General features: G+C 34.1%; 28 protein-coding genes and 3 tRNA genes. 17 read left to right on the top strand and 14 right to left on the bottom strand.

Annotated features, from left to right (window positions below; genetic code table 11):
* Nucleotides 1-41 precede the first annotated feature (41 nt).
* The 3 genes from def to ABWU45_RS00585 all read left to right on the top strand — a co-directional run bounded on the left by def (nucleotide 42) and on the right by ABWU45_RS00585 (nucleotide 2318).
* Nucleotides 42-581: a peptide deformylase gene (gene def / locus ABWU45_RS00595; protein WP_264375094.1), complete on the top strand. Its 540-nt coding sequence runs from the start codon at nucleotides 42-44 to the stop codon at nucleotides 579-581.
* On the top strand, nucleotides 571-1344 hold the full coding sequence (locus ABWU45_RS00590; RefSeq protein WP_010403847.1) for a uracil-DNA glycosylase family protein: 774 nt from the start codon (nucleotides 571-573) through the stop codon (nucleotides 1342-1344). The genes def and ABWU45_RS00590 overlap by 11 nt, the downstream gene beginning before the upstream one ends.
* A gap of 446 nt (nucleotides 1345-1790) precedes the next feature.
* On the top strand, nucleotides 1791-2318 hold the full coding sequence (locus ABWU45_RS00585) for a demethoxyubiquinone hydroxylase family protein (protein WP_007302313.1): 528 nt from the start codon (nucleotides 1791-1793) through the stop codon (nucleotides 2316-2318).
* Nucleotides 2319-2449: 131 nt separating this feature from the next.
* Here the strand turns inward: ABWU45_RS00585 and ABWU45_RS00580 are convergent, their stop codons facing one another.
* Nucleotides 2450-3682, bottom strand: coding sequence for a hypothetical protein (locus ABWU45_RS00580; RefSeq protein WP_353278624.1), 1233 nt, complete (start codon nucleotides 3680-3682; stop codon nucleotides 2450-2452).
* 249 nt (nucleotides 3683-3931) lie between these two features.
* Between ABWU45_RS00580 and purF the strand changes: the two genes are divergently transcribed.
* Complete coding sequence (gene purF, locus ABWU45_RS00575) at nucleotides 3932-5317, top strand: amidophosphoribosyltransferase (protein WP_264375095.1); 1386 nt, start codon at nucleotides 3932-3934, stop codon at nucleotides 5315-5317.
* 459 nt (nucleotides 5318-5776) lie between these two features.
* Here purF and ABWU45_RS00570 read toward each other — a convergent pair whose 3' ends face one another.
* From ABWU45_RS00570 to ABWU45_RS00555, 4 genes are read right to left on the bottom strand one after another with little or no spacing between them, the layout of a single operon-like run.
* Nucleotides 5777-6256 carry a dihydrofolate reductase gene (locus tag ABWU45_RS00570; RefSeq protein ID WP_353278622.1) on the bottom strand — a complete coding sequence of 160 codons (480 nt, stop codon included), beginning with the start codon at nucleotides 6254-6256 and terminating at the stop codon, nucleotides 5777-5779.
* A complete protein-coding gene (folP, locus tag ABWU45_RS00565; RefSeq protein ID WP_353278620.1) occupies nucleotides 6253-7506 on the bottom strand; it encodes a dihydropteroate synthase in 1254 nt (417 codons plus the stop codon). Before folP ends, ABWU45_RS00570 begins: the two co-directional genes overlap by 4 nt.
* Nucleotides 7503-7889, bottom strand: a complete 387-nt coding sequence (locus tag ABWU45_RS00560) for a dihydroneopterin aldolase (protein WP_353278619.1) — start codon at nucleotides 7887-7889, stop codon at nucleotides 7503-7505. The genes folP and ABWU45_RS00560 overlap by 4 nt, the downstream gene beginning before the upstream one ends.
* 22 nt (nucleotides 7890-7911) lie before the next feature.
* Complete coding sequence (locus ABWU45_RS00555; RefSeq protein ID WP_108784268.1) at nucleotides 7912-8571, bottom strand: CADD family putative folate metabolism protein; 660 nt, start codon at nucleotides 8569-8571, stop codon at nucleotides 7912-7914.
* 180 nt (nucleotides 8572-8751) lie between these two features.
* Between ABWU45_RS00555 and ABWU45_RS00550 the strand changes: the two genes are divergently transcribed.
* Nucleotides 8752-9885 carry an alpha/beta hydrolase gene (locus ABWU45_RS00550; protein WP_353278617.1) on the top strand — a complete coding sequence of 378 codons (1134 nt, stop codon included), beginning with the start codon at nucleotides 8752-8754 and terminating at the stop codon, nucleotides 9883-9885.
* Nucleotides 9886-9900: 15 nt separating this feature from the next.
* On the opposite strand, the gene ABWU45_RS00545 is transcribed toward ABWU45_RS00550, so the two are convergent.
* The 4 genes from ABWU45_RS00545 to ABWU45_RS00530 form a co-directional block, all read right to left on the bottom strand.
* On the bottom strand, nucleotides 9901-10146 hold the full coding sequence (locus tag ABWU45_RS00545) for a hypothetical protein (protein WP_353278616.1): 246 nt from the start codon (nucleotides 10144-10146) through the stop codon (nucleotides 9901-9903).
* Nucleotides 10147-10707: 561 nt separating this feature from the next.
* A tRNA-Ile gene (locus ABWU45_RS00540) sits at nucleotides 10708-10784 on the bottom strand.
* Nucleotides 10785-10823: 39 nt separating this feature from the next.
* Complete coding sequence (gene trxA / locus ABWU45_RS00535; RefSeq protein WP_064085368.1) at nucleotides 10824-11150, bottom strand: thioredoxin; 327 nt, start codon at nucleotides 11148-11150, stop codon at nucleotides 10824-10826.
* Between the two features lie 79 nt (nucleotides 11151-11229).
* Nucleotides 11230-11850, bottom strand: coding sequence for a ribonuclease D (locus tag ABWU45_RS00530; protein ID WP_007302121.1), 621 nt, complete (start codon nucleotides 11848-11850; stop codon nucleotides 11230-11232).
* 150 nt (nucleotides 11851-12000) lie between these two features.
* On the opposite strand from ABWU45_RS00530, the gene ABWU45_RS00525 reads away from it, so the two are divergent.
* The 4 genes from ABWU45_RS00525 to ABWU45_RS00510 all read left to right on the top strand — a co-directional run bounded on the left by ABWU45_RS00525 (nucleotide 12001) and on the right by ABWU45_RS00510 (nucleotide 14376).
* Nucleotides 12001-12073, top strand: a tRNA-Gly gene (locus tag ABWU45_RS00525).
* Between the two features lie 94 nt (nucleotides 12074-12167).
* Nucleotides 12168-12560: a hypothetical protein gene (locus tag ABWU45_RS00520; protein WP_353278614.1), complete on the top strand. Its 393-nt coding sequence runs from the start codon at nucleotides 12168-12170 to the stop codon at nucleotides 12558-12560.
* Between the two features lie 111 nt (nucleotides 12561-12671).
* Nucleotides 12672-13556, top strand: coding sequence for a GTPase Era (gene era, locus ABWU45_RS00515; RefSeq protein ID WP_353278613.1), 885 nt, complete (start codon nucleotides 12672-12674; stop codon nucleotides 13554-13556).
* Nucleotides 13549-14376: a 3'-5' exonuclease gene (locus tag ABWU45_RS00510; RefSeq protein ID WP_019236725.1), complete on the top strand. Its 828-nt coding sequence runs from the start codon at nucleotides 13549-13551 to the stop codon at nucleotides 14374-14376. Before era ends, ABWU45_RS00510 begins: the two co-directional genes overlap by 8 nt.
* 43 nt (nucleotides 14377-14419) lie before the next feature.
* Here ABWU45_RS00510 and ABWU45_RS00505 read toward each other — a convergent pair whose 3' ends face one another.
* The gene (locus ABWU45_RS00505) at nucleotides 14420-15724 is read right to left on the bottom strand and encodes a lipase family protein (RefSeq protein ID WP_353278611.1); all 1305 of its coding nucleotides are present in this window, start codon (nucleotides 15722-15724) and stop codon (nucleotides 14420-14422) included.
* Between the two features lie 321 nt (nucleotides 15725-16045).
* Between ABWU45_RS00505 and ABWU45_RS00500 the strand changes: the two genes are divergently transcribed.
* The 3 genes from ABWU45_RS00500 (at nucleotide 16046) to ABWU45_RS00490 (ending at nucleotide 19408) form a co-directional block, all read left to right on the top strand.
* Nucleotides 16046-18109: a hypothetical protein gene (locus tag ABWU45_RS00500; protein WP_353278609.1), complete on the top strand. Its 2064-nt coding sequence runs from the start codon at nucleotides 16046-16048 to the stop codon at nucleotides 18107-18109.
* Between the two features lie 383 nt (nucleotides 18110-18492).
* A complete protein-coding gene (locus ABWU45_RS00495; protein ID WP_353278608.1) occupies nucleotides 18493-19290 on the top strand; it encodes a DUF2163 domain-containing protein in 798 nt (265 codons plus the stop codon).
* Nucleotides 19291-19321: 31 nt separating this feature from the next.
* Nucleotides 19322-19408, top strand: a tRNA-Ser gene (locus ABWU45_RS00490).
* A gap of 355 nt (nucleotides 19409-19763) precedes the next feature.
* Here the strand turns inward: ABWU45_RS00490 and ABWU45_RS00485 are convergent.
* Complete coding sequence (locus ABWU45_RS00485; protein WP_353278607.1) at nucleotides 19764-20033, bottom strand: hypothetical protein; 270 nt, start codon at nucleotides 20031-20033, stop codon at nucleotides 19764-19766.
* A 139-nt stretch (nucleotides 20034-20172) separates the two neighbouring features.
* On the opposite strand from ABWU45_RS00485, the gene ABWU45_RS00480 reads away from it, so the two are divergent.
* The 3 genes from ABWU45_RS00480 to ABWU45_RS00470 are packed head-to-tail and all read left to right on the top strand — an operon-like array spanning nucleotide 20173 to nucleotide 20682.
* Nucleotides 20173-20406, top strand: a complete 234-nt coding sequence (locus ABWU45_RS00480) for a hypothetical protein (protein ID WP_353278605.1) — start codon at nucleotides 20173-20175, stop codon at nucleotides 20404-20406.
* On the top strand, nucleotides 20390-20551 hold the full coding sequence (locus ABWU45_RS00475) for a hypothetical protein (protein WP_265015004.1): 162 nt from the start codon (nucleotides 20390-20392) through the stop codon (nucleotides 20549-20551). The genes ABWU45_RS00480 and ABWU45_RS00475 overlap by 17 nt, the downstream gene beginning before the upstream one ends.
* A gap of 20 nt (nucleotides 20552-20571) precedes the next feature.
* Nucleotides 20572-20682, top strand: coding sequence for a hypothetical protein (locus ABWU45_RS00470; protein ID WP_264375108.1), 111 nt, complete (start codon nucleotides 20572-20574; stop codon nucleotides 20680-20682).
* 301 nt (nucleotides 20683-20983) lie between these two features.
* On the opposite strand, the gene ABWU45_RS00465 is transcribed toward ABWU45_RS00470, so the two are convergent.
* On the bottom strand, nucleotides 20984-21142 hold the full coding sequence (locus tag ABWU45_RS00465; protein WP_353278604.1) for a hypothetical protein: 159 nt from the start codon (nucleotides 21140-21142) through the stop codon (nucleotides 20984-20986).
* A gap of 138 nt (nucleotides 21143-21280) precedes the next feature.
* Between ABWU45_RS00465 and ABWU45_RS00460 the strand changes: the two genes are divergently transcribed.
* On the top strand, nucleotides 21281-21682 hold the full coding sequence (locus ABWU45_RS00460; RefSeq protein ID WP_353278602.1) for a hypothetical protein: 402 nt from the start codon (nucleotides 21281-21283) through the stop codon (nucleotides 21680-21682).
* Here ABWU45_RS00460 and ABWU45_RS00455 read toward each other — a convergent pair.
* On the bottom strand, nucleotides 21679-22524 hold the full coding sequence (locus tag ABWU45_RS00455) for a rhodanese-related sulfurtransferase (protein ID WP_254229390.1): 846 nt from the start codon (nucleotides 22522-22524) through the stop codon (nucleotides 21679-21681). The two genes, ABWU45_RS00460 and ABWU45_RS00455, sit on opposite strands and share 4 nt — an antisense overlap.
* Before the next feature lie 130 nt (nucleotides 22525-22654).
* Between ABWU45_RS00455 and ABWU45_RS00450 the strand changes: the two genes are divergently transcribed.
* Nucleotides 22655-24253 (top strand): ABC transporter permease, encoded by a 1599-nt coding sequence (locus ABWU45_RS00450; RefSeq protein ID WP_353278600.1) that lies wholly within the window; start codon nucleotides 22655-22657, stop codon nucleotides 24251-24253.
* A 202-nt stretch (nucleotides 24254-24455) separates the two neighbouring features.
* On the opposite strand, the gene apaG is transcribed toward ABWU45_RS00450, so the two are convergent.
* Nucleotides 24456-24860 (bottom strand): Co2+/Mg2+ efflux protein ApaG, encoded by a 405-nt coding sequence (gene apaG, locus ABWU45_RS00445; protein ID WP_010402892.1) that lies wholly within the window; start codon nucleotides 24858-24860, stop codon nucleotides 24456-24458.
* Nucleotides 24861-24931 lie beyond the last annotated feature (71 nt).

Raw genomic sequence — 24931 nt, 5'->3', positions numbered from 1 at the left:
TACTGTACAAAGGAAAAAATAAAACATAAAATTTTAATTTTATGTCTAAATTGCCAATTGTAATTGCCCCTGATGAAAGGTTAACTACACGTGCCAGTGAAGTAATAGATATAACCGATAAAATTAAAGAATTAGTAAACGACATGTTCGAAACTATGTACTATGCAGAAGGTCTTGGTCTTGCTGCAGTACAAGTTGGAGTGCTGAAGAGAATTTTTATCATGGACGTTCAGCCAGAAAAGGTTGGAGATGAGCTAGCAGGGTATGACTCAGTTGGCAAGTTTTGTATGATTAACCCTGAAATTACAGAATTATCGGGTGAACAAGTAATTCTCAAAGAAGGGTGCCTTTCAATTCCAGAGCAAAGCCATGAAATTAAGCGTCCAAAATATTTAACTGTGAAATATAAAAATTTAAATAACGAAGAACAGACGCTAAAAGCTAGTGGTTGGCTTGCAAGGTGTATTCAGCATGAGTTAGATCATTTAAATGGTATATTATACGTTAGACATTTGTCTAAATTGAAGTACGATATGGCTATGAAAAAAGCTCAAAAGGTTAAGAGGCACTATGAACAATGAAGATCTAGAATTGTTGAAGTTCTATCATGAAGTGGGTGTTGACTGCACGCTAACTGAAGGTGAAGAGGAAAAAAAAGTGGAAAATGAGAGAGCTGCACAGTCTTCTGTCATCGAGCAGAAAAAAGCCATGTTCCCAAGTGACTGGATCATTGAAGCAAGGAAGCTTGCAAGTGAATGTGGTAGTGTAGATGAACTAAGAAGTGCAGTTAAGTCATTTGAGGGTTGTGAAATAAAAAAAACTGCAACTAATACTGTTTTTTCCGATGGTAATCCAAATGCAAAAATCATGCTTGTTGGTGAAGCACCAGGAGCAAATGAAGACCTGAAAGGCATACCATTTTGTGGTGCAAGCGGAATGCTGCTCGATAAGATGCTCGGTGCAATTAATCTGGACCGCACTAAGGTATATATAAGCAACACCGTGTTTTGGCGTCCACCAGGTAATAGAAAACCAACTGATCTAGAGCTTGATATGTGCAGACCATTTGTTGAGAAGCATATTGCTCTTGTTTTACCGCAGATTCTGATTTTTGTTGGAGGAATCGCATGTTATAGCCTTCTTGATAACACAAAGACTATATCGAACTTGCGTGGCAAATTTCATACTTATACTAACCAATATTTATCTCATGCAATTACCACAGCCGCTATATTTCATCCAGCCTATCTACTTCGTCAACCAGCACAAAAACGCTTAGCTTGGGAAGATTTAAAGAAGATTAGAGAATATCTTGATAATACCAATAACCACACGGACGTTTAGCTCACTACTCGTTGTCATCCCAGTGCCGGCTAATTGCATTAAATATTGAAAAATTTACTAAACAGAGAAAAAGGCAAAAGAAAATCTATCAGCTACTACCTATTTTTTTAATTGGCGTTTTTCATTGTATTAAATGCTTTGATAAGCGCATTTTAGCTTATGTGGGTAAAAGTTTTATAAAGACATAGAGTGCACATAGTGCAAAAAATTAAACATCAAGTATATTGAGCTTTTTGTCTTTTTATCTGCACAGACTGAAGATAAATAATATATCTTCACCCTTATTTTAAGGAGAATGGCGGAGTCCGTCAAGTAACTCTTGCCGTTGCTATAGCTGCTTGAGTTCCTGTAATCACAATGTTGGTGCAATGCATGCATGGAATTTTATTTACTCTATAATATGTTGGTTTATAGTAGTACTAATGCAGAAATAAAGGGAGGAGACATTGGAAAGCAATATAAAAAAATTGAAAGGAAATTTTTTAGAACAAGCAATTAGAGTAAATCATGCTGGCGAATATGGAGCCATTTGCATTTATTCCGGTCAAAAATTTATTCTTAAAAAATCTTCCATAATTGACAAAATAATTGAAATGGAGGAGCAGGAAAAAAAACATTTCCACTATTTTAATGAGAAAATCAAGGAGCAAAGAGTTCGTCCTACTGTTTTGTTGCCAGTTTGGGGTGCTTTAGGGGTATCACTTGGTGTTGTAACTGCCATGATGGGTAAAAAAGCCGCTATGGCTTGCACTGCTGCAGTTGAAGAAGTGATCGGAGAGCACTACAAGGAGCAAGTCTTACATTTAGAAGATGGGGAATTAAGAGAAACTATAAGTAAATTTCGCGATGAGGAATTAGAGCACAGAGATATTGCAATTCAGCACAATGCCGAAAGCGCACTTGGCTACAACGTTTTATCTTTGTTCATAAAAACAAGCTGCAAAGCTGCTATTTACCTCTCTAAATTGATTTAATCAATCACTATTTGACAACCAACCACATTTGCCTTTAGTTCTTGTGCTAATTGCTGCCCCATATCCTCTACTACAATCGAATGCGTATGAATGTTTATAATTAATTTCTTAATTATTATCCTAAAAATACATTAATTTAATTCCCTATTAGAGTTTTCTTGTTGTTGTAAACATGTTTGCATAAGACTAGTAGATGGAACGTTTTTAATAGTCTGAGTTAACTCCTCAGGAATATTTTCAAAACTCTTGCCCATAACTTCTAAAACACTTTTCCCCTGTATAAGACAATTCCCTCCAAAGCTTGATTTGTTTTCTAACTTGCTAAACCTTATTTTGCTTTTCTCATCAATTTCTACTACCATTTTGTTACCATCTTTCCGTAGATAAATACTAATCTCTCCTATTTTAGTAGTAAAAAATATTTCAATACCACCTTTTAAGATATCTGTGTAATTTCTTTTTCCATCTTCTGTAATTTCAACTTTTACTATACTTTCCTCAATCTGAAATATGCCAACTTCTAAATCCTTAGCTTTTTCATTATTTAAAGTTCTCGCAGTTTCAACAATACTACCTTGTGGATACTTAATATAAAAATATTTATTATCTACTTCTACTTCAAGATCATATTTATCAATTTGCTTGTTATTTTCTTTCACAATACCTTCATATGCTAGACCCTCTAGCATTTTTTTCTTACTCTTACATTGTTCGTTAAGATCATTTAAATAATTAGAGCCGTAATATCCGCCTTCAATATCGCTATAAAAAGATAATCCTTTTTCTACCCCACCTTTTAACACTAAATTACGAGTGATCTTTTGTATGATATTTTTTGTAGTTGAATTGTGTGGATTTGCATGAAAGCGATTAATTAATTCTTCCATTTTTTCAAATATAAAATTTGTTACAGTCTTATTATCCTTACCGTAATATGAGTTTAATCTTATTCCTTGATTTAAATAACCCTCTATTATGCGTTCCATGTACTTTAAAACGCTTTCTTGCTCATCGTGTTCTGTTATACCTTTTATCATCTCATCACAAAATTTTTTAACTAGAATTTGTTCATCCGTAGTCAATAGTATTTGCAATTTCGTAGAAGATGAGTCTCGCTCAAAAAGATAAATTATTGACAATTCTTCTGCTCTTTTAATAAAGTCATAACTTCTTAGATATTCTGCAACATCTTTGTTTTTTGCGTACCTTTTCTTGATTAAATCCATATGCCTATCTTTACGACTTATAGTCGGTAATTTTGGATTTGATGAACTACTCTGTTGACTATTGAAGAAGCTGTTAGAGAACTGTTCAGGCTCTAAAATAAGATTACTTTCACCTTGTTTACCCACTTGCTTAGACATATTATATACCATAACCACTAAAACTTTTTAGTGATTACTTCAATACATAGATAAGTCAATAAAAATATCTTTTTCTCTTCAGTGCTAAAAAATTGTCAAAAATCTCAAAATTGGTTAATTGCATATAACCTACTTTCTGGTATACATCAAAACTACCGTAGAAAGCTTCAACTTTGAAAGGGATTAACAAATAAAATTCTTGTACTTTGCCTCTACTAAAGTACAATCAGGCTTTATTTAATATTTTTCATGCTTGATGAAGTACATGAGGAGTGCGGGGTATTTGGCATAAGTTACAACCAAAGTGCTGCATTTAACTCTATACTTGCTCTCCACGCTTTGCAGCATAGAGGTCAAGAGTCTTTTGGCGTAGTAACCAGTAACAACGATAAGCTGCACTCTTATCACTTTCAAGGCCAAGTGAGCAGTGTATTTGATGATATAGATGAAATAAAGAAATCCTTACCTGGAGATTGTGCAATAGGTCATGTTCGATACTCAACAAGTGGTAGTAAATTTGGAGTGCAGCCCATGTTTGGCAAAAGTGGCAAATTTGGGGATTTTGCCATAGCACATAATGGTAATTTAATTAATATTTCTCCGATACGCGAACAATTAATTAAACAAGAGTGCGTTTTTCAGTCAGATATTGATACAGAAGTAGTAGTGCATCTGACAGCAAGCAGTGAAAAAGATAGCTTTTTAGAGAGTTTTATATATGCATTAAAGCAAATACAAGGTGCTTATTCTTTTGTGGCAATCAATCAAGAAGTAGTTATTGGAGTACGTGATCCATCTGGAATCAGGCCTCTTGTTTTAGGAAAGTTAAACGGTTCTTACGTTCTTGCATCTGAAACTTGTGCTCTTGATATAATAAATGCAGAGTTTATTAGAGAAATAGAACCAGGCGAATTAGTTACCATCAGTTCGGATAGTAAGCTAGCCTCAATGTTTCCTTTCCCACAGCAAAAATCAAGTTTTTGTATTTTTGAATACGTTTACTTCTCGAGACCAGACAGCATAATGGAGAAGAGGTCCATATATGATATAAGAAAAGAAATAGGAAGAATACTTGCAGAAGAGAGCCCACCAAAAAACAATGTAGATATGGTTGTACCAATACCTGATTCTGGAATACCTGCAGCTATTGGATATGCAAAGCATTCAGGATTACCTATGGAACTGGGGATAATTCGTAATCATTACATAGGAAGAACTTTTATACAACCCACCGCTGAAGTACGTAAAGTTAGAATAAAATTAAAATTCAATGCTAATAAGCACACTTTGAAAGGCAAAAACATAATTTTAATAGATGATAGTATAGTGCGTGGTAGTACGCTCAGAAATATAATAGTTATGCTAAAGGATGCAGAAGTAAAAGAGATTCACCTCAAAATTTCAAGTCCACCAATTAAGCACTCTTGTTTTTATGGAATAGATACACCAGATTGCAAAGATTTAATTGCTGCGACTCAATCTATAGAAGAGATAAAGGAAAGTATAGGAGTAGATAGCTTAGCCTTTTTGAGTATTGATGGGCTATACAGAGCTGTTAAAGCAGAAAAACGTAACAATGCTACACCGCAATATTGTGATGCTTGTTTCACTGGTGACTACCCAATTGGTAAGTAATCTATTATTAATGAAGGTGAGGTTTTTTCTATGTTATATTAACAGTTTTAAAAATAGATTTTTTGCATAACCATATAGTTTTTGCCTGGGCGTCATTTGAGTGAAAACTACTTTACAAATTTCGTCATTCCCTTTACTATGATACTAAGAGTATTTATCCTTATTTTTGACCTGCAGGCTCAATCACAAAATCAGTAAAAAACTCAAATATTTATTGGCAAATTACACAAAAATTATAGCGGCTTTTTTTATTTTTTCTACATTCAGCCAAAACGCGCTTGTTAGAACATTATTATAGCACCAATTTACATTATAAAACTCGTCACACGGGGATTCTTCTGCCTTTTTTCTTCGTTTGGTAAATTTCTTAATATTTATAGCTAAAGCTTCAGGCTAGCACTTGATGCTGGGATCCAGCTTTCATTAGAAACGTTGATTACTTTTATGCTAATAATTTTACTACTCTGCTGAACGGATACAATTGAATATAGTATAGTCTTCTGTTCTGACGAGAATAGTTTTATTCCATCCATCAAAAAATGCTAAATTGAGGTATGTATCACCCTTATAGGGCTTGTGAATTTCAGTTATAATAAATTCTGAGATTAGGTTATGCTCTAAAAAAAGGTGTGCTATTTGTGCCCCACCAATCACAAAGACTTGAGAACTACTTTGAATTGACAGAAATTCTTGCATGGAAGAGACAACAGTACATTTTGGACCTCTATTAAAACACTTGTTACGGGAGAAAACAATAGGTGTACGATTCTTTAGTATGCTTTGAGGCACGGTTTCAAATGTCTTTCTTCCCATCACAATAATTTGTTTGTCGGTCACTTGACAAAAATGTTTAAACTCACTTGGATAACGCCAGGGCAAATCATCATTTATTCCAATTACCCCATTAGGGTCAACAGCCATAATTCCAATAATCTTCATCCCTGTAAGGCAGCTTGGGCTACAAAAAATCTCATGTGGTCACGTACATTATGCACTCTAAGGAAATCAACCTTATTGTGCAGTATAGCAGATGTAGCAATTGTTTCTAAATCTCTATTAGAGGCAGGCTCTGTGGAAAAAGAAGAAATAAATGACTTTCTAGAATGGCCAACTAAAACCTTGCAGCCAAAATTTTGTAAAGTTTCTATACTGCGTAAAATCTGAATATTCTGATACATAGATTTGCCAAAACCAATACCAGGATCAATAATTATTGAATTTTCATCAAAACCAAGGTCAAGTAACCTATTAATGCTCTTCTCTGCCCAATTATTTATGATATCAATTGGGTCAGTGTCATGTGGAATAATATTGTCCTTATGTGGTGGTATCGAAAGTGAATGCATAATAACGACACTACACCCACTGCTAGCAACTTCTTTTAAGGTATTACTACTCAGATCTCCCTTCTGATAATTTACCCAGGCAATATTGTAGTGCTTCAAAACGTTTAAAATAACGTCTGGCCAAAAACTATCAATGCTGACTTCAATATCACCATTTTTCATATAGTCGCTAAGATTATCAAGTACTGGTTTTAGACGTTCATACTCTTCCTCTGGCGTCTTTATTGAAGCTCCAGGCCTTGTTGATTGAGCACCAAGATCAACTATGCTTGCACCATCTGATACCAACTGCAATGCCTGCTTGGTTGCTCGATTCGCATCATAATAAAGACCACCATCTGAAAATGAATCAGGGGTAATATTGACGATACCCATAAGCTTTGGTGAAAGCGTAAAACTCTTTGAAAAACATTCTTGAACATTGAAAGCAAAAGTTTTGTTAACCATTGCCATCAAGTGGAGCAAAAATGGTCTATTTACTAATTCTGGGTGAGGAATTTTAAGGTCAGGTATATCAAGCGTTAGATCATCCCATAACAAAATATCTAAATCAATAACACGAGGTGCCCATTTTTCGTAGACTTGTGGACGACCAATATCACATTCGATTTGTTTTAAGCCTTTTAGTAGCTCCTCAGGAGAAGAAGAACAACTTCCATAGACAATCATGTTAAGAAATGGCTTATTCCACTCAGGTGGAGCACCATTTGGTAAAATAGCCTCAGTTTCTAGAATGATCGAAGACTTTAAGCCTTTTAAATAGCGCTTCTTTAGTAACTCAGTAGCTCTTTGTAAATGGGAAAGGCGATTCCCTATATTTGATCCAATAGAAATATAGATCATTCTTGCAATTCATTACAGTAAGTAAAAAAAACGCCCCCATGCACACCAGGAACTGGTGGTGCGATTTTGTGAGTAGTCACCCTGACAGAAGAAATAATATGCTTCTTTCGCAGCAAAAGGTTATTAATGGCTCTGTATATCTCATGAGTTAAATGCTCGATTAAATTAAATTGCTTGCTCTGAACGAGAGATTGAATGTTCTTCACTACCTCGAAATAGCAGATAGTATCTTTAAGTTGATCAGTTGTAAGCCCTAAAGGAGGAGATTTAAAAGTGAAATCAACGTCAATACTCACCAATTGGGGAGAAGACTTCTCTTCTGCACTACATCCCAAATGAACCCAAAGCCGTAAATCAGATATAAGAAGATTACATGCTACCACTGAATTTAGTATCTACTTATAATTAATGACAAACATCAACATTCATCATGCCATCAAGAAAACCCCATAAGAGTTTTGCTCCTTTTTCAGCGCCTTGCATAACTTTCTCTTGTTCTTCTTCGTTTAAATCTGCAATAAGGTTTGCACATTCTTCAGAATGCCACTCATCAGCTTCCATATGAACGGTAAAAAATTTGAGAGAACGCTCATCATTTATTGAATAGTGTTTTTTCAGACCTTCAATTTTAGACTTAGAAACCTCTGGAGTTTGACGTTCATAAGCGTACAGAGCTCCAAGACCTGCTGCAAAATCTGATTTTACAATGTCAAAATAACCATCAACTAATTCTCGTGTCTCCTTAATTTGTGCATTTTCACAAAGTTCTGAACGTGCTACTCCCAGTCCTTCAGCAAAACGCTGCCATAATTCTGGGTGATTCTCGTCGCCTTGTTCTTCCTCTATTAAATTACCAAGTAAAACTTGCCGCATTTTCAAATTGGGACACAAGGAATGTATACCGCTGATATAACGAGGAAAAGCAGCAACATGGTGATAATATTCCTTAGCGTAGGTTTGCAGAGCCTGCAGGCTTAAGCTACCTTCATTCCATGACTCGTAAAACGGGTGTTTTAATAAGTGTAAACTATCTAATTGATTATTAAGTGATTGAACAAATGTCATAAATAAACAGTAAATTGTTTTAGGCTACGTTTAGGTTTATCAAATGTCAAGAGGCATTTCTCACTACTACTTTAATTCCAATAAATATAAAGATAGATACGCTATAAGTTAATTTTTTAGTAAAATTGATTTTTTCTAAAATTTCATGTATTATTAAATCAATATAGTGAAAAACGCAAAATGAAAGTAACAGAAGAAAATACAATAAAAATTAGGGAAGAGTTCGTAGAAGTTCAAAATGGAATGCGAATTCAAAAGATAGTGATGTCAAACTCGAAGAGCAGTGCAGATAGCAGAAAGAAAAAGCATATAGTTTACTTTCCAGGGCTTACATATACTTTTGAAAAAGAGCCAGATGAAGACAAAAGTGAATGGAATTGGGCAGCTGAAGCAGGTATGGATGTTCACCTTATTAATTTTCCTGGTTCTGGAAAAAGCAAAGGCCATTCTTTAAACGGTCGAAATCGAGTAAATGCAGGAATTGGAGTCATTTCAGATCTTCTAAAGCAAGGCATTCACCCAGACAATATAGTACTGTATGGAAGCTGTGCTGGAGGACCAATAGCTGCGGAGGTTTATAAAAAGTTTAAAAAAGATGACAATATTCATTTAAGATGCATTATCAATAAATCCTTTAGCTCATTCAAAAAACTTGTAGTGAAATTACTACACATATCAAAACCTAAATGGCTATTTCCTCCTATAATAAAATTCATACTCAAATGCTTTGGTTGGCACTTTAAGCCACACACAATAGTAAACGACATTACTCCATACACAATTTGTTTTAACTTAGAGAACGATGGCTTTATTAGTAAGCAGGCAAATATAGGTACTAAAATTGCTGACATAGAAAAAAGTCATAGGAAAAAAAACTACCAAAAAAAAGAAACTTTTGAAGGTTTTGAGCAATATAAAGAGTTTTTTATGGAGCATGCCAACTTAGCTAAAATAAAAAACCTTGAACCTGAAGTTGGAATAATGAAAAAATGCTGGAATAAGTTTCTATCGTTACTACCTATTAAGGCAGATGATATTCACTTTTCTTCGATTACAGAATTGTGCTCATCAAGTGAACACAAATACAATCTTCCTGAGCTGATTTCACTCTTTTTAGAATTCACAGATAATTATTTTGAAAAGAAGGGCTCTCTCAATCAAGAGAAACAACCAGAGATAAAAACAGAAGCGATATGTGGAAAGAATAGTGAAAAAGAAATAGAGGAAAAGAAACAGTATTTTACCAATTTAAAGAATTATTCAATAAGTCAGAATATATCTAAAAAGCTAACATCTCTGCAAATATTGAAATAAGTGTTTCTTTTGTGATTAAAAAAACATTGCATCTAGAGTATCTGCCATAAGTGATAATTCTGTGCTTTCATCATAGAGATTGTTTTCACTAGCTAATAATTTCTCACTAATTTGTGGATAAAGTTTAGAAACGTACTTCTCATAGCATTTATCTAGGCATTCTTGGTCTGTCCGTTTTGTTTTGTAGTAATGGCATTTCTGCTTACATTGATTATATCTAAATTCAATCCCTTTCTCTTTGTTTGATGCTTGTTGTTCCATAATATTCTTCAATTTAAATAATATTAATATTAGCATACAAATATGAACATTATGTTAATATCATTACTTTTTAGGTATACATGGCAAATTTATGCCTAGAAACAGTTTTTCCTACACTTTCTTTATAAAAATCACAGGCGCCTGTGATTAGCTAAAGTAAAGGTCAAGTATCTGGAATTCTGGACATAAAATCCTCCTGTATAAAAAGATTAGAAAAAAATGCAGCGCACACACGACAGATATAAGCTGAAGAGCACGCTTTTTATTGAAAGATTAATTGAAAGTCTGCAGACAAAGATAAATTTTTGAGCTCTTAAAATATCTCTAATTGTCATTATCATCAGATTCAAAATACGCGGAAGTAATTTTTTTTGACAATAGATTTCTTTCATAACCAGGCGTCATCCCAGCTGAGATCCAATAAGAAAACCGCTCTGGAACTTTTGAATTCCAGTTATGCAAGGAATCTAATATCATGGAGTTTTCAAACACTAACAACCAAGTACTTTAATAAGGCAAAAAGCTTATCTAAGAGAGTAGGCCTTGCAATTGTATCAATAGTGGTGGGATTGGTAGGACTCGAACCTACGACCAATTCGTTATGAGCGAACTGCTCTAACCGACTGAGCTACAATCCCTTTTATCAACACCTATAATACACGCAAAAGGAAATTTGTCTACTCGCTTATTTCACTATCAACCCAACTGTGTAAATCATTTATTGCGCCAATTTTGCGTGCAATTTCCTTACCATCTTGAAATATGATTAAAGTAGGTATAGATTGAACTCCATACTTACTTGGCACCTCAGTTTCTCCATCTATGTCAAACTTACAGATTTTGATCTTGTCTTTTCTATCCTTGGCTAACTGCTCGATACGTGGCATCAGACTTTTGCATGGTCCACACCATTCTGCCCAAAAATCTACCAGCACAAATCCTTTGTGGTTAGCAACTTCAGATTCGAAATTTTGATCATTTACCGCTTTAATATCATCACTCATAAAATACCTAAATTTTTATAAATATAGCGTATCAATTAACAGCTGATCAACTAAATTTTTCTGGATTCAAGTGAAGTGATTACATATGATGATTAAAGATATCTACACTCCCCCAACCCATTGAATCTAGCTCAATACGAGTAGGAAGAAATTCAAAGCACTTTTCGGCTAATTCTTTTCTATTTTCACGTTCTAGCATTAAATCTAGCTTTTCCTTTATTTTATGAAGATATAAAACATCAGATGCAGCATAACTTTTTTGCTTGTCTGTTAAATTTTCATTTCCCCAATCAGAAGATTGTTGTTGCTTATTTAATTTTATATCAAGTAGTTCTAAGCACAACTCTTTTAAGCTATGATTATCTGTGTAGGTGCGAACTAAACGTGAGGCTATTTTCGTGCAATAGCAAGGCAGTGCCCAAGTTTGCAGGTAGTAATGTATTATACTCACATCAAATCGCGCAAAGTGAAATATTTTGGTTATATTTTTATCCTCTAATATTTTTCTCAAATTTGGAGCTGTATAATCGTTTTTGAATTGAACTAAGTGAGCGTTGCCATCATTGAAAGAGAGCTGAACAAGGCATAATCTATCTCTGCTATGCAGTAGCCCCATTGCCTCTGTATCAACAGCTATAGATTTTATATCATTCGGTATTGCACTGGCTGGCAGGTCGTCTTTATATATAAATATTCTCATAAATTTAATATGTTTTATGACACATACAATAATCAAAAATGAGTTTTAAGTATACGAAAAGATCATAGAAGATTGGCTCCCATATTTTTCATATGCATGGGTTTACAAATTATGATATGCACCTATAATAAGAATAAGTAAATTTTCATTGCGGGAGTAGCTCAGTTGGTAGAGCGCAACCTTGCCAAGGTTGAGGTCGAGGGTTCGAACCCCTTCTCCCGCTCTTTAATTTTAACATAAAAAATTTCCTTCCCCTATTCAACTAGTTCAGCTATACTAAAAGTAGTTAAAAGTTTTTTAGAAAATAAGGGGATTATATGAAAAAAGATGTTGTTGTAGCCAGTTTAATAGTTTTAGGCATAGGAGCAGCAATAGGAGCACTTACAGGCTTAGCGCTCAGTTTTACAGCTTTATCACCATTGGTGATGGGTGGAATTATTGCTGCGGTTCCGGCAGCCTTACTTGCATGTATAATGATTTATAAAAAAAATTTTTCCAAAAAAAGTTTTTTTATTGGTGCTTGTTTATGTGCTGCAAGCTTTGCAACTGGAGTTGGTCTTGCTGCAGCTGCAACTGCTGTTTTCCCTGGTGCAATGCTTGGAATGGGATCTGCAGCTTTAGCAGGTGCAGTAATAGGAGTAATAGCACCAGTCGGCAGCTATATTTGCAACAAAGCATATTATACAACCAATAGCTCAGGAAGTGAATGAGTATATTATACCACGTATAGTTGAGCGTTTTTCTTCAAAAGAGGAAGAGTGCGATCTACCTGCAAAATAATCAATTGACGTTAGCATTTAGTTTTCTTTATAATTTCCTTTGTGAAAGAAGAAAAATGCTTATTTGTAACGATAGCTGGTTTGCCAAATGCTGGAAAGTCAACGCTGATTAACAGCATCGTAGGCAAGAAAATTGCTATTGTCACCCCTAAAGTGCAGACAACAAGGACGCAGGTAAGGGGTGTTGCTATATGCAACAATGCGCAAATTGTTTTTACTGACTCTCCGGGAGTGTTTTCAGCAGAAACAAATCTTGAAAAAGCTTTAGTCAAATCTGCATGGGGAGCAGTTAAGGATAGTGACATTACTTTATTGCTTGTTGATGTAAACAATTACCTAAAAAATATAGAAAGAATAAAAACGATATTTGCACGACTGGAGCGCACAAAAGGCAGATGCATTTTGGTTATCAATAAAACTGATTTAGTAAAGAAATCAGAGTTCAAGATGGCACATGAGCACCTAAATTTGCTTTATCAGTTTGAAAAAATTTTTACGATCTCGGCACTGAAGAATGATGGACTTTCTGATCTGACTAGTTACTTGTCTGAAATTGCACCGATAGGCCCTTGGTTTTATGAAAAAGATCAAATAACTGATTCCTCAGCTGATTTTTTATCAGCGGAAATTACGAGAGAAAAGTTATTCTTGAACCTACGTGAAGAATTGCCATACTCTACAGCTGTTATAACTGAACAATTTGAGGAAAAAAAAGATAAGAGTTTAGTCATAAAACAGATCATATTTGTATTGAAAGATAATCATAAGAAAATAGTGCTAGGAAAAGACGGCAGTAGCATAAAAAAAATTAATATCGAGGCGCGTACAGAATTGGAAAAGTTATTTGAGTGTAAAGTTCATCTCTTTTTGTTCGTAAAAGTGCGACCTTGGACTGATCGCCCTGAGGAATATATAAGTAATGCTTAATTCTTTGTTAGTATTTGATATTGAAACTATACCAGATGTAAATTCCTGCAAGAATTTACTAAATATTAGTGATGATAGCAGTGTAGAAGAAAAGAGGAACGCATTAACAAAATATCATCTTGAAATAACAAACGGGCAAAACTCTTTTCTGCGTCAGCCCTTCCACCTTGTTGTAGTCATTAGTTTTTTACTTTGTAATATAACACGCCAGAGCGGTTATGAAATGTTCACACTACAAGAAATAAGATCTGGAGGCACAGTAAACTCCAATGAAAAAGAGCTAGTAAAGGGATTTTTTAACTACATATCAGAGAAAAAGCCAAGACTAGTTTCGTTCAATGGACGCACTTTTGATATACCGGTACTGAAGTACCGTGCTATGGTTCATGGCATTCAAGCAGAATATTTTCACAAAGCTGGCGATAAGTGGAATAGTTACAATCAGAGGTACAGTAGTGATTGGCATTGTGATTTGCTTGAATCTCTCTCTGATTTTGGAGCTTCTGCAAGAATGAAGATGAACGAAGTTTGCGCAGCATTTAATCTTCCCGGTAAGATTGGAGTTGATGGTTCACAAGTTATGGATTTATACGATAGTGGAAAAATACAAGAGATTCGCGATTATTGTGAAACAGATGTGATTAACACTTATTTGATTTATTTGAGGTTTATGCATCATCAAGGAAGAATTACTACAGAAAGCTATAATAAGAGCATAGAAGAACTGCTTTTAGAATGCGAAAAAAAAGAACACCTAAAGAAATTTAAAGAAGAATGGAAAATAACTTCTGGTGAAAATTTTTATATTGAATTTAAATGAATAGATGCTTACAGAGCAATCTAATGATTGCTCTGTATAGTAGTTATAAACTCCTTGCAGTAGACAAGGAATCCTCATATCCTATCTGCTTAACTTCTGCTTGTTCAAGCTTAGAAAAATTTTCTAAGTTTTTATCTTGGTATTCCTTTTTTACTTTCTCGAAAAAATTTTGTCCACCAAGAATATAATTACCTAAATTAGCAGCATAATATTGAGCATTACCTAAAACTGCACAGTTAATTCGACTTAATATTCTCGAAGGGTAGTAAAAGAGAGAAACGTTATTGTTTGATCGGAAGTCATTTTCATCCATTATTTTAATGGCTTCATGATAACCATCCATTTGATGAACAAAATATCCTTCAGGTACTGATATTCTCAATTGTGCACCTACATGAGCATAACCACAAATACCAGGTGATACCGCTGGTACTGGGTCTTGTCTATGTTGAGTTACTCTAATGGTTTTTTCTTGAAGAACATCATTATAAAATTCACTAGCAGTAAGATCAAAAACTCGTGGATCACCAAAAGTTGCAACATGAATATCTTCTGCTCCTTCTGTTTTGTTTAGACACAAAGCAGCTATTTTAGCAATAGCTCCTCCCATACTGTGACCTGTGAAATTGATTTTAAAATCTTTGATTTCTGATTCTTGTTTTTCAGCATAAGATTTCAAAATGCCATAAAGATTAGACCATGAATCCGTAAATGAATTATAAAAACCACGATGAATTCTTCCACCTTCTGGTAAAAATTCTGAAGTAGTAAAAAGTACATTTGCATCAGTGATTCCATCATTGAGGCCACGAGTACCGTGGTAAGCTACCGTTATTTCTTTGCCTTTTATGAAAACATGACCAGCATCTTCCTCAAAACTATTACTAAATGGAATGATTTCATAACCTTCGCTGATAAGTTCAGCTCTAGTTTTATACATTTTTTCAGTAGATGGAATAATTTCAAAATCTTCTGCAGTTTCAAATTCAGTTTTGTATACTCCTTGAGCTAGGTTATTACATCTTTTTTTACTTAATTTATCATCATCCTCGCCATAGCTTATATTACAGAAATTACCCATTTCTAATAATTTCTCTTTATCAAATCCTGCAATTTTTACAATACTTTCATCTATTTTATAATCAGAAGGTAAAGAACATGGCTCATTTGGATCAGCACGATTTATAAATTCATAATCTTCAATGATCTCAAATTCATCATCATATCCTTTCATCTCACATTTTCCGTCATCTACTGAAATGGCTCTTGACTGTTCAGGTTTATCTAATTGTGAATCTATACCAGCACCTGTGGTGCTAAACCAATTGCGTAAAAAACTAAAATCCATAAATACCTTAATTATTAACAGCTAAACAATAATTTACTAACTATAATATAAACTAATATTATTGTCAACACTTTTTATTAATATTTTAATTTTCTCGCTTTGAGTAAATTTTACTTCCATAGAATAAATATAGAGTTACAATGTACTAACAAGCGACCTCTGTGCTAAATTTTGGTTAATATACACGTTGAGCGTATTAAGAAAGTTGCTTTTAAAGTATTGCATTTTACTTTTATTTTCGCTATAAGGTTGCTTTAAGTTGGATTTTCAACACCTTTATACTATTTATGTTATGATTTTAAAATTTTTTGGGGGCACTTCATGAAAAAATCTATTTATACTAGAACTGCTCTAGCTTCTCTATTGACTTTATGTTCTTTCAGTGGCTTTGCTGCTGACTTTTCTGACGAGAGTATGAAGGAAGTAAAAAAGCAAGAGAGTAACGAGTCAATCAAAACTTCTGGAAAGATGGAAGTGATGAAGACGTCAAATAAGAAACTAAAAGAAAAAATGGACAGGATATGTAATGCTGATCCAAGAAAAAAAGCTGAGGAGCTTAAGAAAAAAGAAGAATTAAGATTAGCAGCTGAGCAGAAGAAAAAAGAGGAGTTAAAATTAGCAGCTGAACAAAAGAAGAAAAAAGAAGAGTTAAAATTAGTAGCAAAACAAAAGAAAAAAGATGAAATTAGGCTAGCAAATGAGAAAAAAGCAAAACTTATAGGAGATTCAAAAGCGAAAGCCCTGAAAGTTAAAAATTCTAATGTAGAAAAGTCAAAAATTAAGGGTTCTAAAACTAAGAATGCTAAAATTGAAGCTAAAGATATAAAAAAGGATGTAAAAGTTGTTAACAGCAATACAGAGGAAAAAGGTAAGGCAAGTCCTGTTGTTTCAGTTGGTGGGGTTGATATTATCAATACCAATCAAGGGGATGGTTTAAGAATAACTTTCGGTGGCGTTGTTGATTCTCAAGGTTATGGTAACCATGGGCTAAGTGGCTATAATCATTATAATGTTATGCCAGGTAAATCTACAGATTATTTTAACAATACTCCAGATAGTATAAAAGGAGCAAATCCAATATTTCCTGAAGGGATAGGGAATATTGGTGATTACAGTGAAAACATGGGCATGATTTCAGATGCAATATTGCACTTAAGAGCCTCAAATAAAAATGAGGATATTGGTCTTCGTTATGGTGCCGATGTACAATTCCATGTTCCAGTTACTGAAGGTAAAGGAGCTTCACAAGGCGTGAATGCTGCAAGAGGTAGAAGTGCGCATGTATTCTTAAATTCACAATATGGTGATCTGAAACTTGGCTATCAGTTTGGTCCTGAGTCTCTGATGAGACTTGATGCAACAAGAATTGCAACTGTTGATGGAGCTGCAGATAGTGACTGGTTCAGAAAAGTAAACTTAGAAGGAAGTGCTGCAAACTTCCCATTTTACGTAACACCACGTCTTTACACTGAAAGCTTCTCGAGCGAGAGCGAAAAACTCTCCTTTCGTATGGCAGGAAAATACAACAAAGAGGTTATGACCACATTGCCATTTAGAGCTGCTTACTACTCGCCGAATTATATGGGTGCAAGATTTGGTATTAGCTACTCACCTCGCTACGATAGTGGTTTATCCGTTGTAAAAGAAATAGCTCCAGATTTCCTCAAAAATTCAAGTAATAAGGTAACAGGGGTAAAGAATGAGGAAACGTTAAGACATGTTGGACCAGATTACCAGCATATAATAAGTGCTGGTGCGTCATATGAATATGACTTTAGTAAACATAATGTAAAAGTTAAAACTTCCGTAGTTGGTGAATATGGGGTTTCAAAGCAACCGAGTAAAGATAAGCATCTTTATAAGGAATTTGTAGAGTACAATGACCTGATGGGTGTTAATTTGGGTGCAAGCGCTGATTATAAGATTGATGAAGGTCAAAATATAAAATTCGCTGCTTCTTTTGCATATTTAGGCAAATCTGGTCAACCGAAGGGTATTAAAAAATTAGTCGGTGATACCTATACAGAAATTGATGGTAACGGTACTACTGATGATGACAAAAGAGTAAAAGGGCTGAAAGCTCAGTTTGATGGGGACGGTAAAAACACTATGTATTGGACTGCAGGTGCTGGTTATCAATATGATAATATCTACACAAGCTTGACATACTTTGGTAGCAGAATGAGCGACAAAGATATGCTTCATGATGTTGCACTTGGTGTTCAGTATGATCTATCTTCTTGCAATAAGAGCAAGTTTGTTCCTTATGCAGCCTTACATTATTTTATGACTGATGAAAAAGGTGCGCTGAAAGACCAAAAAGGTACTGATGTACCTTCTAACCAAGGAATTCTTCTACTAACTGGTGTGAAGTTTTCTTTCTAATTTGTTCTAGTAATACACACCACAACTTGAATGTGGTGTGTGTCTTGTCTGTTAGTGTTTATTTGTCGATCAAATAAACATAAGCCAGTGCGTAACAAACTCTACGAGTATTTATTTTATTCACACAATAAGTAATGTCATCCCAGTCACAGCTGTACGAAAATTGTGGCAATTTGCATAGTAAATGGTGTCATCGCAGTGCTTGACACTGGGATCCATTTTTCCATCATCATCAGAAACGTTGTATTTTAACATTACTTTTATACTCGTAAATTTAACTGGATGCCAATGTCTGGGCGCTGGCATGACACCCTATGGCTACTCAGATAATGGATATAATCCCTTACCTATCGAACGCTTTCAAATTCAATCAATTAAGCAGTATGCAAACCAAACTAAAAAACCATTTAACTGGAGAATTACTTACCATCGCTACTTGCTGGAAATTAACACTTGTAAGTGGGGAGGTAATGGGATTCACTGACTATGATAAAGATTTAAATCTCAATAATATACTCTATAAATCTTCAAGCGGTTTTATAGCCAGCAGTATAATATTAAATAGCGATTTGAGAACTGATAATCTAGAAATTGAAGGAATATTAAATAGTGCTGATATTAAAGAAAAAGATGTTTTATCAGGAAGGCATGACTTTGCAAATATTGAAATATTTCTTGTGAATTATAAAGATTTGAGTCAGGGAATTATGAATTTGCATGCAGGAACTTTTGGTAAAGTAACATTAAATAGTGGGAGGTTTATCGCTGAAATTAGAGGTCTTGCGACAAAGCTTGAGAGAAGCATAACAGAGCTATATTCTCCTGTATGCAGGGCACAATTTTGCGATGATAGATGTAAAGCTGATGCTAAAAAGTTTAGTAGAATGAGCACAATTACTAAAATGATAGATGAAAGAAGATTTGAAGACACTAATTTAATCGAAAGCGATGGATATTATAAGCACGGAGTGGTAAAATTCTTTAGTTCAGCAACATTTGAAGTTGTAGTTAAAGAATACAAAAATAAAGTAGTTACATTATTTGCTTCTCCTCCATATCAAATTTCTACCGGAGATAAATATTCGATACTTGCAGGTTGTGATAAAGCGTTTTTAACGTGCAAAAACAAGTTTAACAATACTGTGAATTTCCGTGGCGAACCATATATACCAGTTGTTTAGCAGCATAATTTTTAATATTATGAATAAGTATGGAAAGGTGGCTGAGTGGTCTAAAGCACACGCTTGGAAAGCGTGCACATATGAAAATATGTCGGGGGTTCGAATCCCCCCTTTTCCGCACATTATTTCTAGTATAACATAGGATTTTCCGTTTTGTTCTTGAACGTAATAACCATATAGCATTAGCACTTCAGCTCCGCAATTTTTCAGAGTCATCTACGTCAATAAAAGAATAGAGTTATCAAGTTGCAGAGCCTTCTTGATTTTTGATGACGAAGAGTAGTTGTTATCATAGAAATACATCCAGTAGCCAGCATACCTTCCCTATTCCTAACAATATCTTGCAATACTATACTTAGTCTGTGTAATTTCTCACGAGCATCAGCAAACTCGTGTATACTCAACCTATCATAATCTGTTAATATAATTCTTTATTGAAAAATATAGCCTCACATTTTTTCAACCTGTATCTACTACAGAACAGAAACTGAATCTGCGAGAGCATGGAAATTGTCTCCAATACCTCTTAATGTATCACTTACATCAATAGATGCTGACTTTTGTGAATCAGATGGGGAAGCCTGTAAATCACACTTGAGTTTGCATAGTGCCTCACCGGGCACAGTCCATGAATTTTTTTCACAGTTATTGAGGCAATTGCGATGCCATGCGCTCACATACTGTACATCCAACTTTTGTTGTAAATCTACTCCTATTTTTTCACTCTGTAAATTTCCTAACATAATATTCTCCTTAATTAAAAAACTAATATAATTTTAACATATAAGCATTAATACTATACTAACAATAGTATGGTTGCTTTTATTGAAAATTTCAGAAAAATGTTGTATAATTATAGAGTAGTAGAACTTGGTAAAACCTATGGCAAACGCTAATTTAGCTTTCAGTAAAGAAACTTTACAGCATCTTGCTGAATTATCTGAACTTACTAAGCAACCTGCTCAAGCATTAGCAGAAAAACTACTTAAAGAAGCAATAGATAGTGAAATGGAAGATTTTTTACTATCTGTGGTTGCTGATCAATATGATGTCGAAGGTGCAGAAACAGTTGATTACAAAAATGTAAAGTGGAGATCAAGTGGACTACAAGATTAAATTTTTGAAGAATGTCACTGAAAAAGATCTTCCAGCTTTACCGATAAAAATAGAATCAAGAGTAAATAAAGCAATACAGGAACGCCTTACAGTCGATCCATTGGTGAGCCTTTATACCATAGCTTTAAAGGGTTTAGAAGACTAAGAGTCAGCGATTACCGTATTATGTATTGTGCAGACACCAAAAAACATGAAGTAACTATTATTACAATAGGACATAGGGATACCATTTACGAGAAAGCTTTGAAGGTACTTAAGAACTATGTTTTTCAATAATCGTTAAGTTACGTAAGTAAATTATAAATATTATATTATACACCTCTCCTTCCTCTTCACCTTAGGTGGCTTTGCTCAGCTCAAAAATAACTCATTTTTTGACTATACCCCTATAATTTTACTACTCTACAGACTATAAAATCGATGCTAATAACGGATTAGAGATAAACGTTGCAAAGAATCGCAGTGGCTCAACCGGAAAAGTCACAGTAAGTTAATACTGGAAGGATATTATTATGGAGCCTCAGATTCGTAAATGTCTTTTCTGTGTTTTATTGAAACACTTCATACTTTGCAGCATTTACATGATACGATAATCGCCAGTTCTCAGTCTTCTGTATCCTTTGAGTTTGTAACAAAACGATTCACCAAAATCAATTGGATTAACTGTAAGTCGCTCTTTTACTATCTCTTCAACTCTTAACTTTATTGTTTTTAGAAAAGCTCTTCTTACTAACATTTTTCAGGAATTTAATCTTACAGCGCTTTAGTCCCACCTATAGTGGTAAGATTATCTACTTATTCTTGTATGGGAATTTACCAATTGTTAAGATGCTCAGTGTAATAAGAACATATTCTAATAGTATGGAAAAATAAAATGACATTTGAACAATCTATAAAAAATGGCGTTATAAATTTACATAATTTGCGTAGCAAAACAATAGGTGAGCTTATCGATTGTTTAAAAACAAGAGACGATATCAAAGAATTTGCTTTTCAAGATGATGATACTGATCATAGTATACAATATAGGAAAGGTAGAAATATTAGTAATAATATGAAACTTAGGTGTATAGGTGCAGCAATTGGTTTAGTTGCTGGTCTAGTTGCAGCATGTTATTTAGGGCAAGAAACTTTAACTCTTATCGGTGTTTCTGGTGTAGTGTTGATTGCATTTGCTATAGTTGGTGCATTACTTGGAGCTGGAGCGGGCTATGTTGTAGGTAAATGCCTTGATAAAATTAAGGTTACAAATATGCAAAGAGAAATAAGTCGTTAAAGGTTCGTGTTGTATTCTGAATTTCTTTCAATACTTAAAGATTTACAATCAGAGCAAACTACCTGGCCACGTGAAACTGATTTCAGCTCATCAGTTGAAACTTTACTTGAGCAGAATATGCATTTTATTTTATCACTCGGGGCAAGTGAGTGATCAACAGCAATTCTATCATCAAAAACAAAACACTCGCCTTCCCAATTACCACTTTTGTTGTGAGTTTTTTCAAGGTAGGAAAGAATACCGCCTTTAAGGTGATAAACATCGTTAAATCCAAGGCTTTTCATATATGCTGTAGATTTCTCACATCTGATTCCACCAGTGCAGTACATAGCCACTTTCAGATTTTTACTCTCAGAGAAAGACTCTGCCCACTGAGGAAAATCTCGAAAACGCTGAGTATGTGGATTGATTGCATTTTTAAACTTGCCTAGTTTTACTTCGTAATCATTTCGTGTGTCTATCACTAAAACATCAGGTTGAGAGATAAAATCATCCCAATAATCTGGATCAATGTAATGACCTCTAACGGAAGTATCAAGATTACTTACACCAAGATTCACAATTTCTCTTTTTAATCTCACTTTCATCTTACTAAATGGTTGATATTCTGCTGCACTCTCTTTCCATGTAAGGTCCCTTAGTCTATAATCAGAACGTAGAAAATCTAATATTTTATCAATCGCGTTTCTTTCACCAGATACGGTTGCATTAATACCCTCTTCTGCAAGGAGTATAGTGCCTTTTAATTCAACGTTGTCGCATGCAACTTTTATTTCATCTTTCATGTCATAATAATTAGAGAGTTTTACAAAATGATAGAAAGTTGCAATGACAAAACTCATAATTAATTAGTTTATCGATTTAAAACATAATATATAAAATTATGAAGATATTCAATAGGACGGCTGTTAATTACTGGATATCTTTAGTTTTTGCATATAACATTTTAATATCAAATATAGATTCAAGTTAATGTTTCTGAGAGTATTTAAAAATATATTCTTGTTTTTAGTAAGTGTATTATTTGTCTGCCCTATACTATCGTTAATATCGATTCTATTTACAGAATCAGCAAACTCTGGATGGGTAATTAGTAGACTTTTTCCTGAATATATACTCAATACGTTAATTTTGATGGTAGGAGTAGGGTTAATATCCTTTATATTTGGAGTAATTCCAGCTTGGCTTACTACATTTTTTTCGTTTCCCGGAAGTAGAATTTTTGAGATTGCCTTATTCTTTCCGATATCAATTCCTGGATATATAGTATCGTTTGTTTATGTAAATACGCTAGAGTTTTCAGGTCCGATTCAGAGCTTGTTAAGAGATACTTTTCAATTGGGCAAAGGTGACTATTGGTTTCCCGAGATCAAATCCCTAGGTGGTGGAATATTAGTAATGGGATTTAGTCTATATCCATACGTTTATATGTTGGTCCGCTCAAGTCTAAAGAGCGTTAGTAACTCAGTCACTATTGCATCAACACTTGGGTTCTCCTCATTACAGAGTCTGTTTTCTGTCATCATACCCTCCATACGTCCATCAATTATAGCTGGGTTATCCTTGGTACTAATGGAAGTAATTACAGATTTCGGCACACCACAGTTTCTTGCTATCGATACTTTCACGACAGGAATATACCGTACTTGGTTTTTACTTCATGACAAATATTCAACTACTGTTTTAGCAGTTGCAGAACTGATTTTCGTTGCAACACTAATAGTTATCGAGAAAAAACTACAAAAAAGAGAAATATCTTACTCTTCAATCAATACTAATGCAGATTATCACAATAAACGTATTATAAACGGTTCTATATCGTTGATCTTTTCTTATCTTATGTGTTTATTGCCGATATTAATAGGCTTTATTTTACCAATGATTCCACTTATATATTGGAGCATAGAGAAAGGCTTTTTCATATACGAAGCAAGATTTTACAATATAATAGCAAATAGTGTTGGTTTATCATTTATTACCGCATTAATCTCAATTAGCATTGCGATAATTATTGGATATACAGCGCGTAGAAACAAGGTAATAAGCAACGTAGCACGTCTAATTTCTCTTGGATATGCAATTCCAAATGCAATTATTGCAATTAGCATAATAATGTTTTTAAGCAGAATATCTTCTTTCATTACTCAATATATTGTAGAAATTAGCTTAGTAGGAACTATTGGCGCATTAGTTTACTCATATTTATTTCGTTTTTTTGCTATATCTTTCAAGGCGATAGAGTCGGGACTCAAAAAAACACCAAATGAAATTGAATGGACTGCATATACTATGGGTCATGGGCCTATTTCCACGTGCCTGAATATTCATATTCCCCTTATCAAGAAAAGCATACTATCGGGATTTCTGCTCGTGTTTATGGATACGGTAAAAGAACTCACGGCAACACTAATTATCAGACCATTTAATTTTGAAACTATATCAACTAGAGTATATGAACTTGTCAGCGATGAGCGTTACAGAGAAGCTGCCCCATTTTCATTAATGATAGTTATTATAGGTTTAACCTCTACAATAATCTTATTCACACTTGATGATAAGAATCAAAAATAAACTATTTTGCATCTGTTCAGCAGAGTAACAAAATAAGATAGACGAAAAAAGACAACTATAGAAGCAAATGGTCAGTGCTTTCGTGTTTATCAACTTAGTTGAATCTCAGTATCAGCTACTCGGATGACATTATGGAAGCTCAAATGACAAAACAAGAAGCACTGGTTTCAGATGCACTTAAACAAATACACTATCTTGATGATCAATGAGGTCTAGTGTTAACGTATGGACTATCTAAGGAAAAGGGTGGTACCATAACATCAAAGGTTTTTATGCTCTCTTCGTTCAGAAATTCATATTTACCCTGCATTATTCCTGATGGTGTATTTAAGTATGTTCCACTTGTATATTTGAATACCTCTCCAGATTTTATTACAGGTTGTTCTCCAATAACACCAACTCCGGCAATTTCATTTATTTTGCCCTTATGATCTATTATTCGCCAATAGCGACTTAATAATTGAATGGTTGATGAGCTTTTATTTTTTATCTTAACATTATACATCCATACGTAACAATTTTCATAAGGAATGGATTGCTCTTCAATGTAAATTGGCAAAACTGTAACTTCAACAGAATTAGTAATAAGTGTGTATTTCATGGTCATCGTAAAGTGTTCATGATAAAAATTTAACACACTTCAATTATACACTTTTTTCATAGATTTTCCAAGCATAT

It is taken from the genome of Wolbachia endosymbiont (group B) of Longitarsus flavicornis (assembly GCF_964028135.1).
GTDB lineage: Bacteria > Pseudomonadota > Alphaproteobacteria > Rickettsiales > Anaplasmataceae > Wolbachia.
This window is presented reverse-complemented; position numbering and strand designations above follow the sequence as displayed.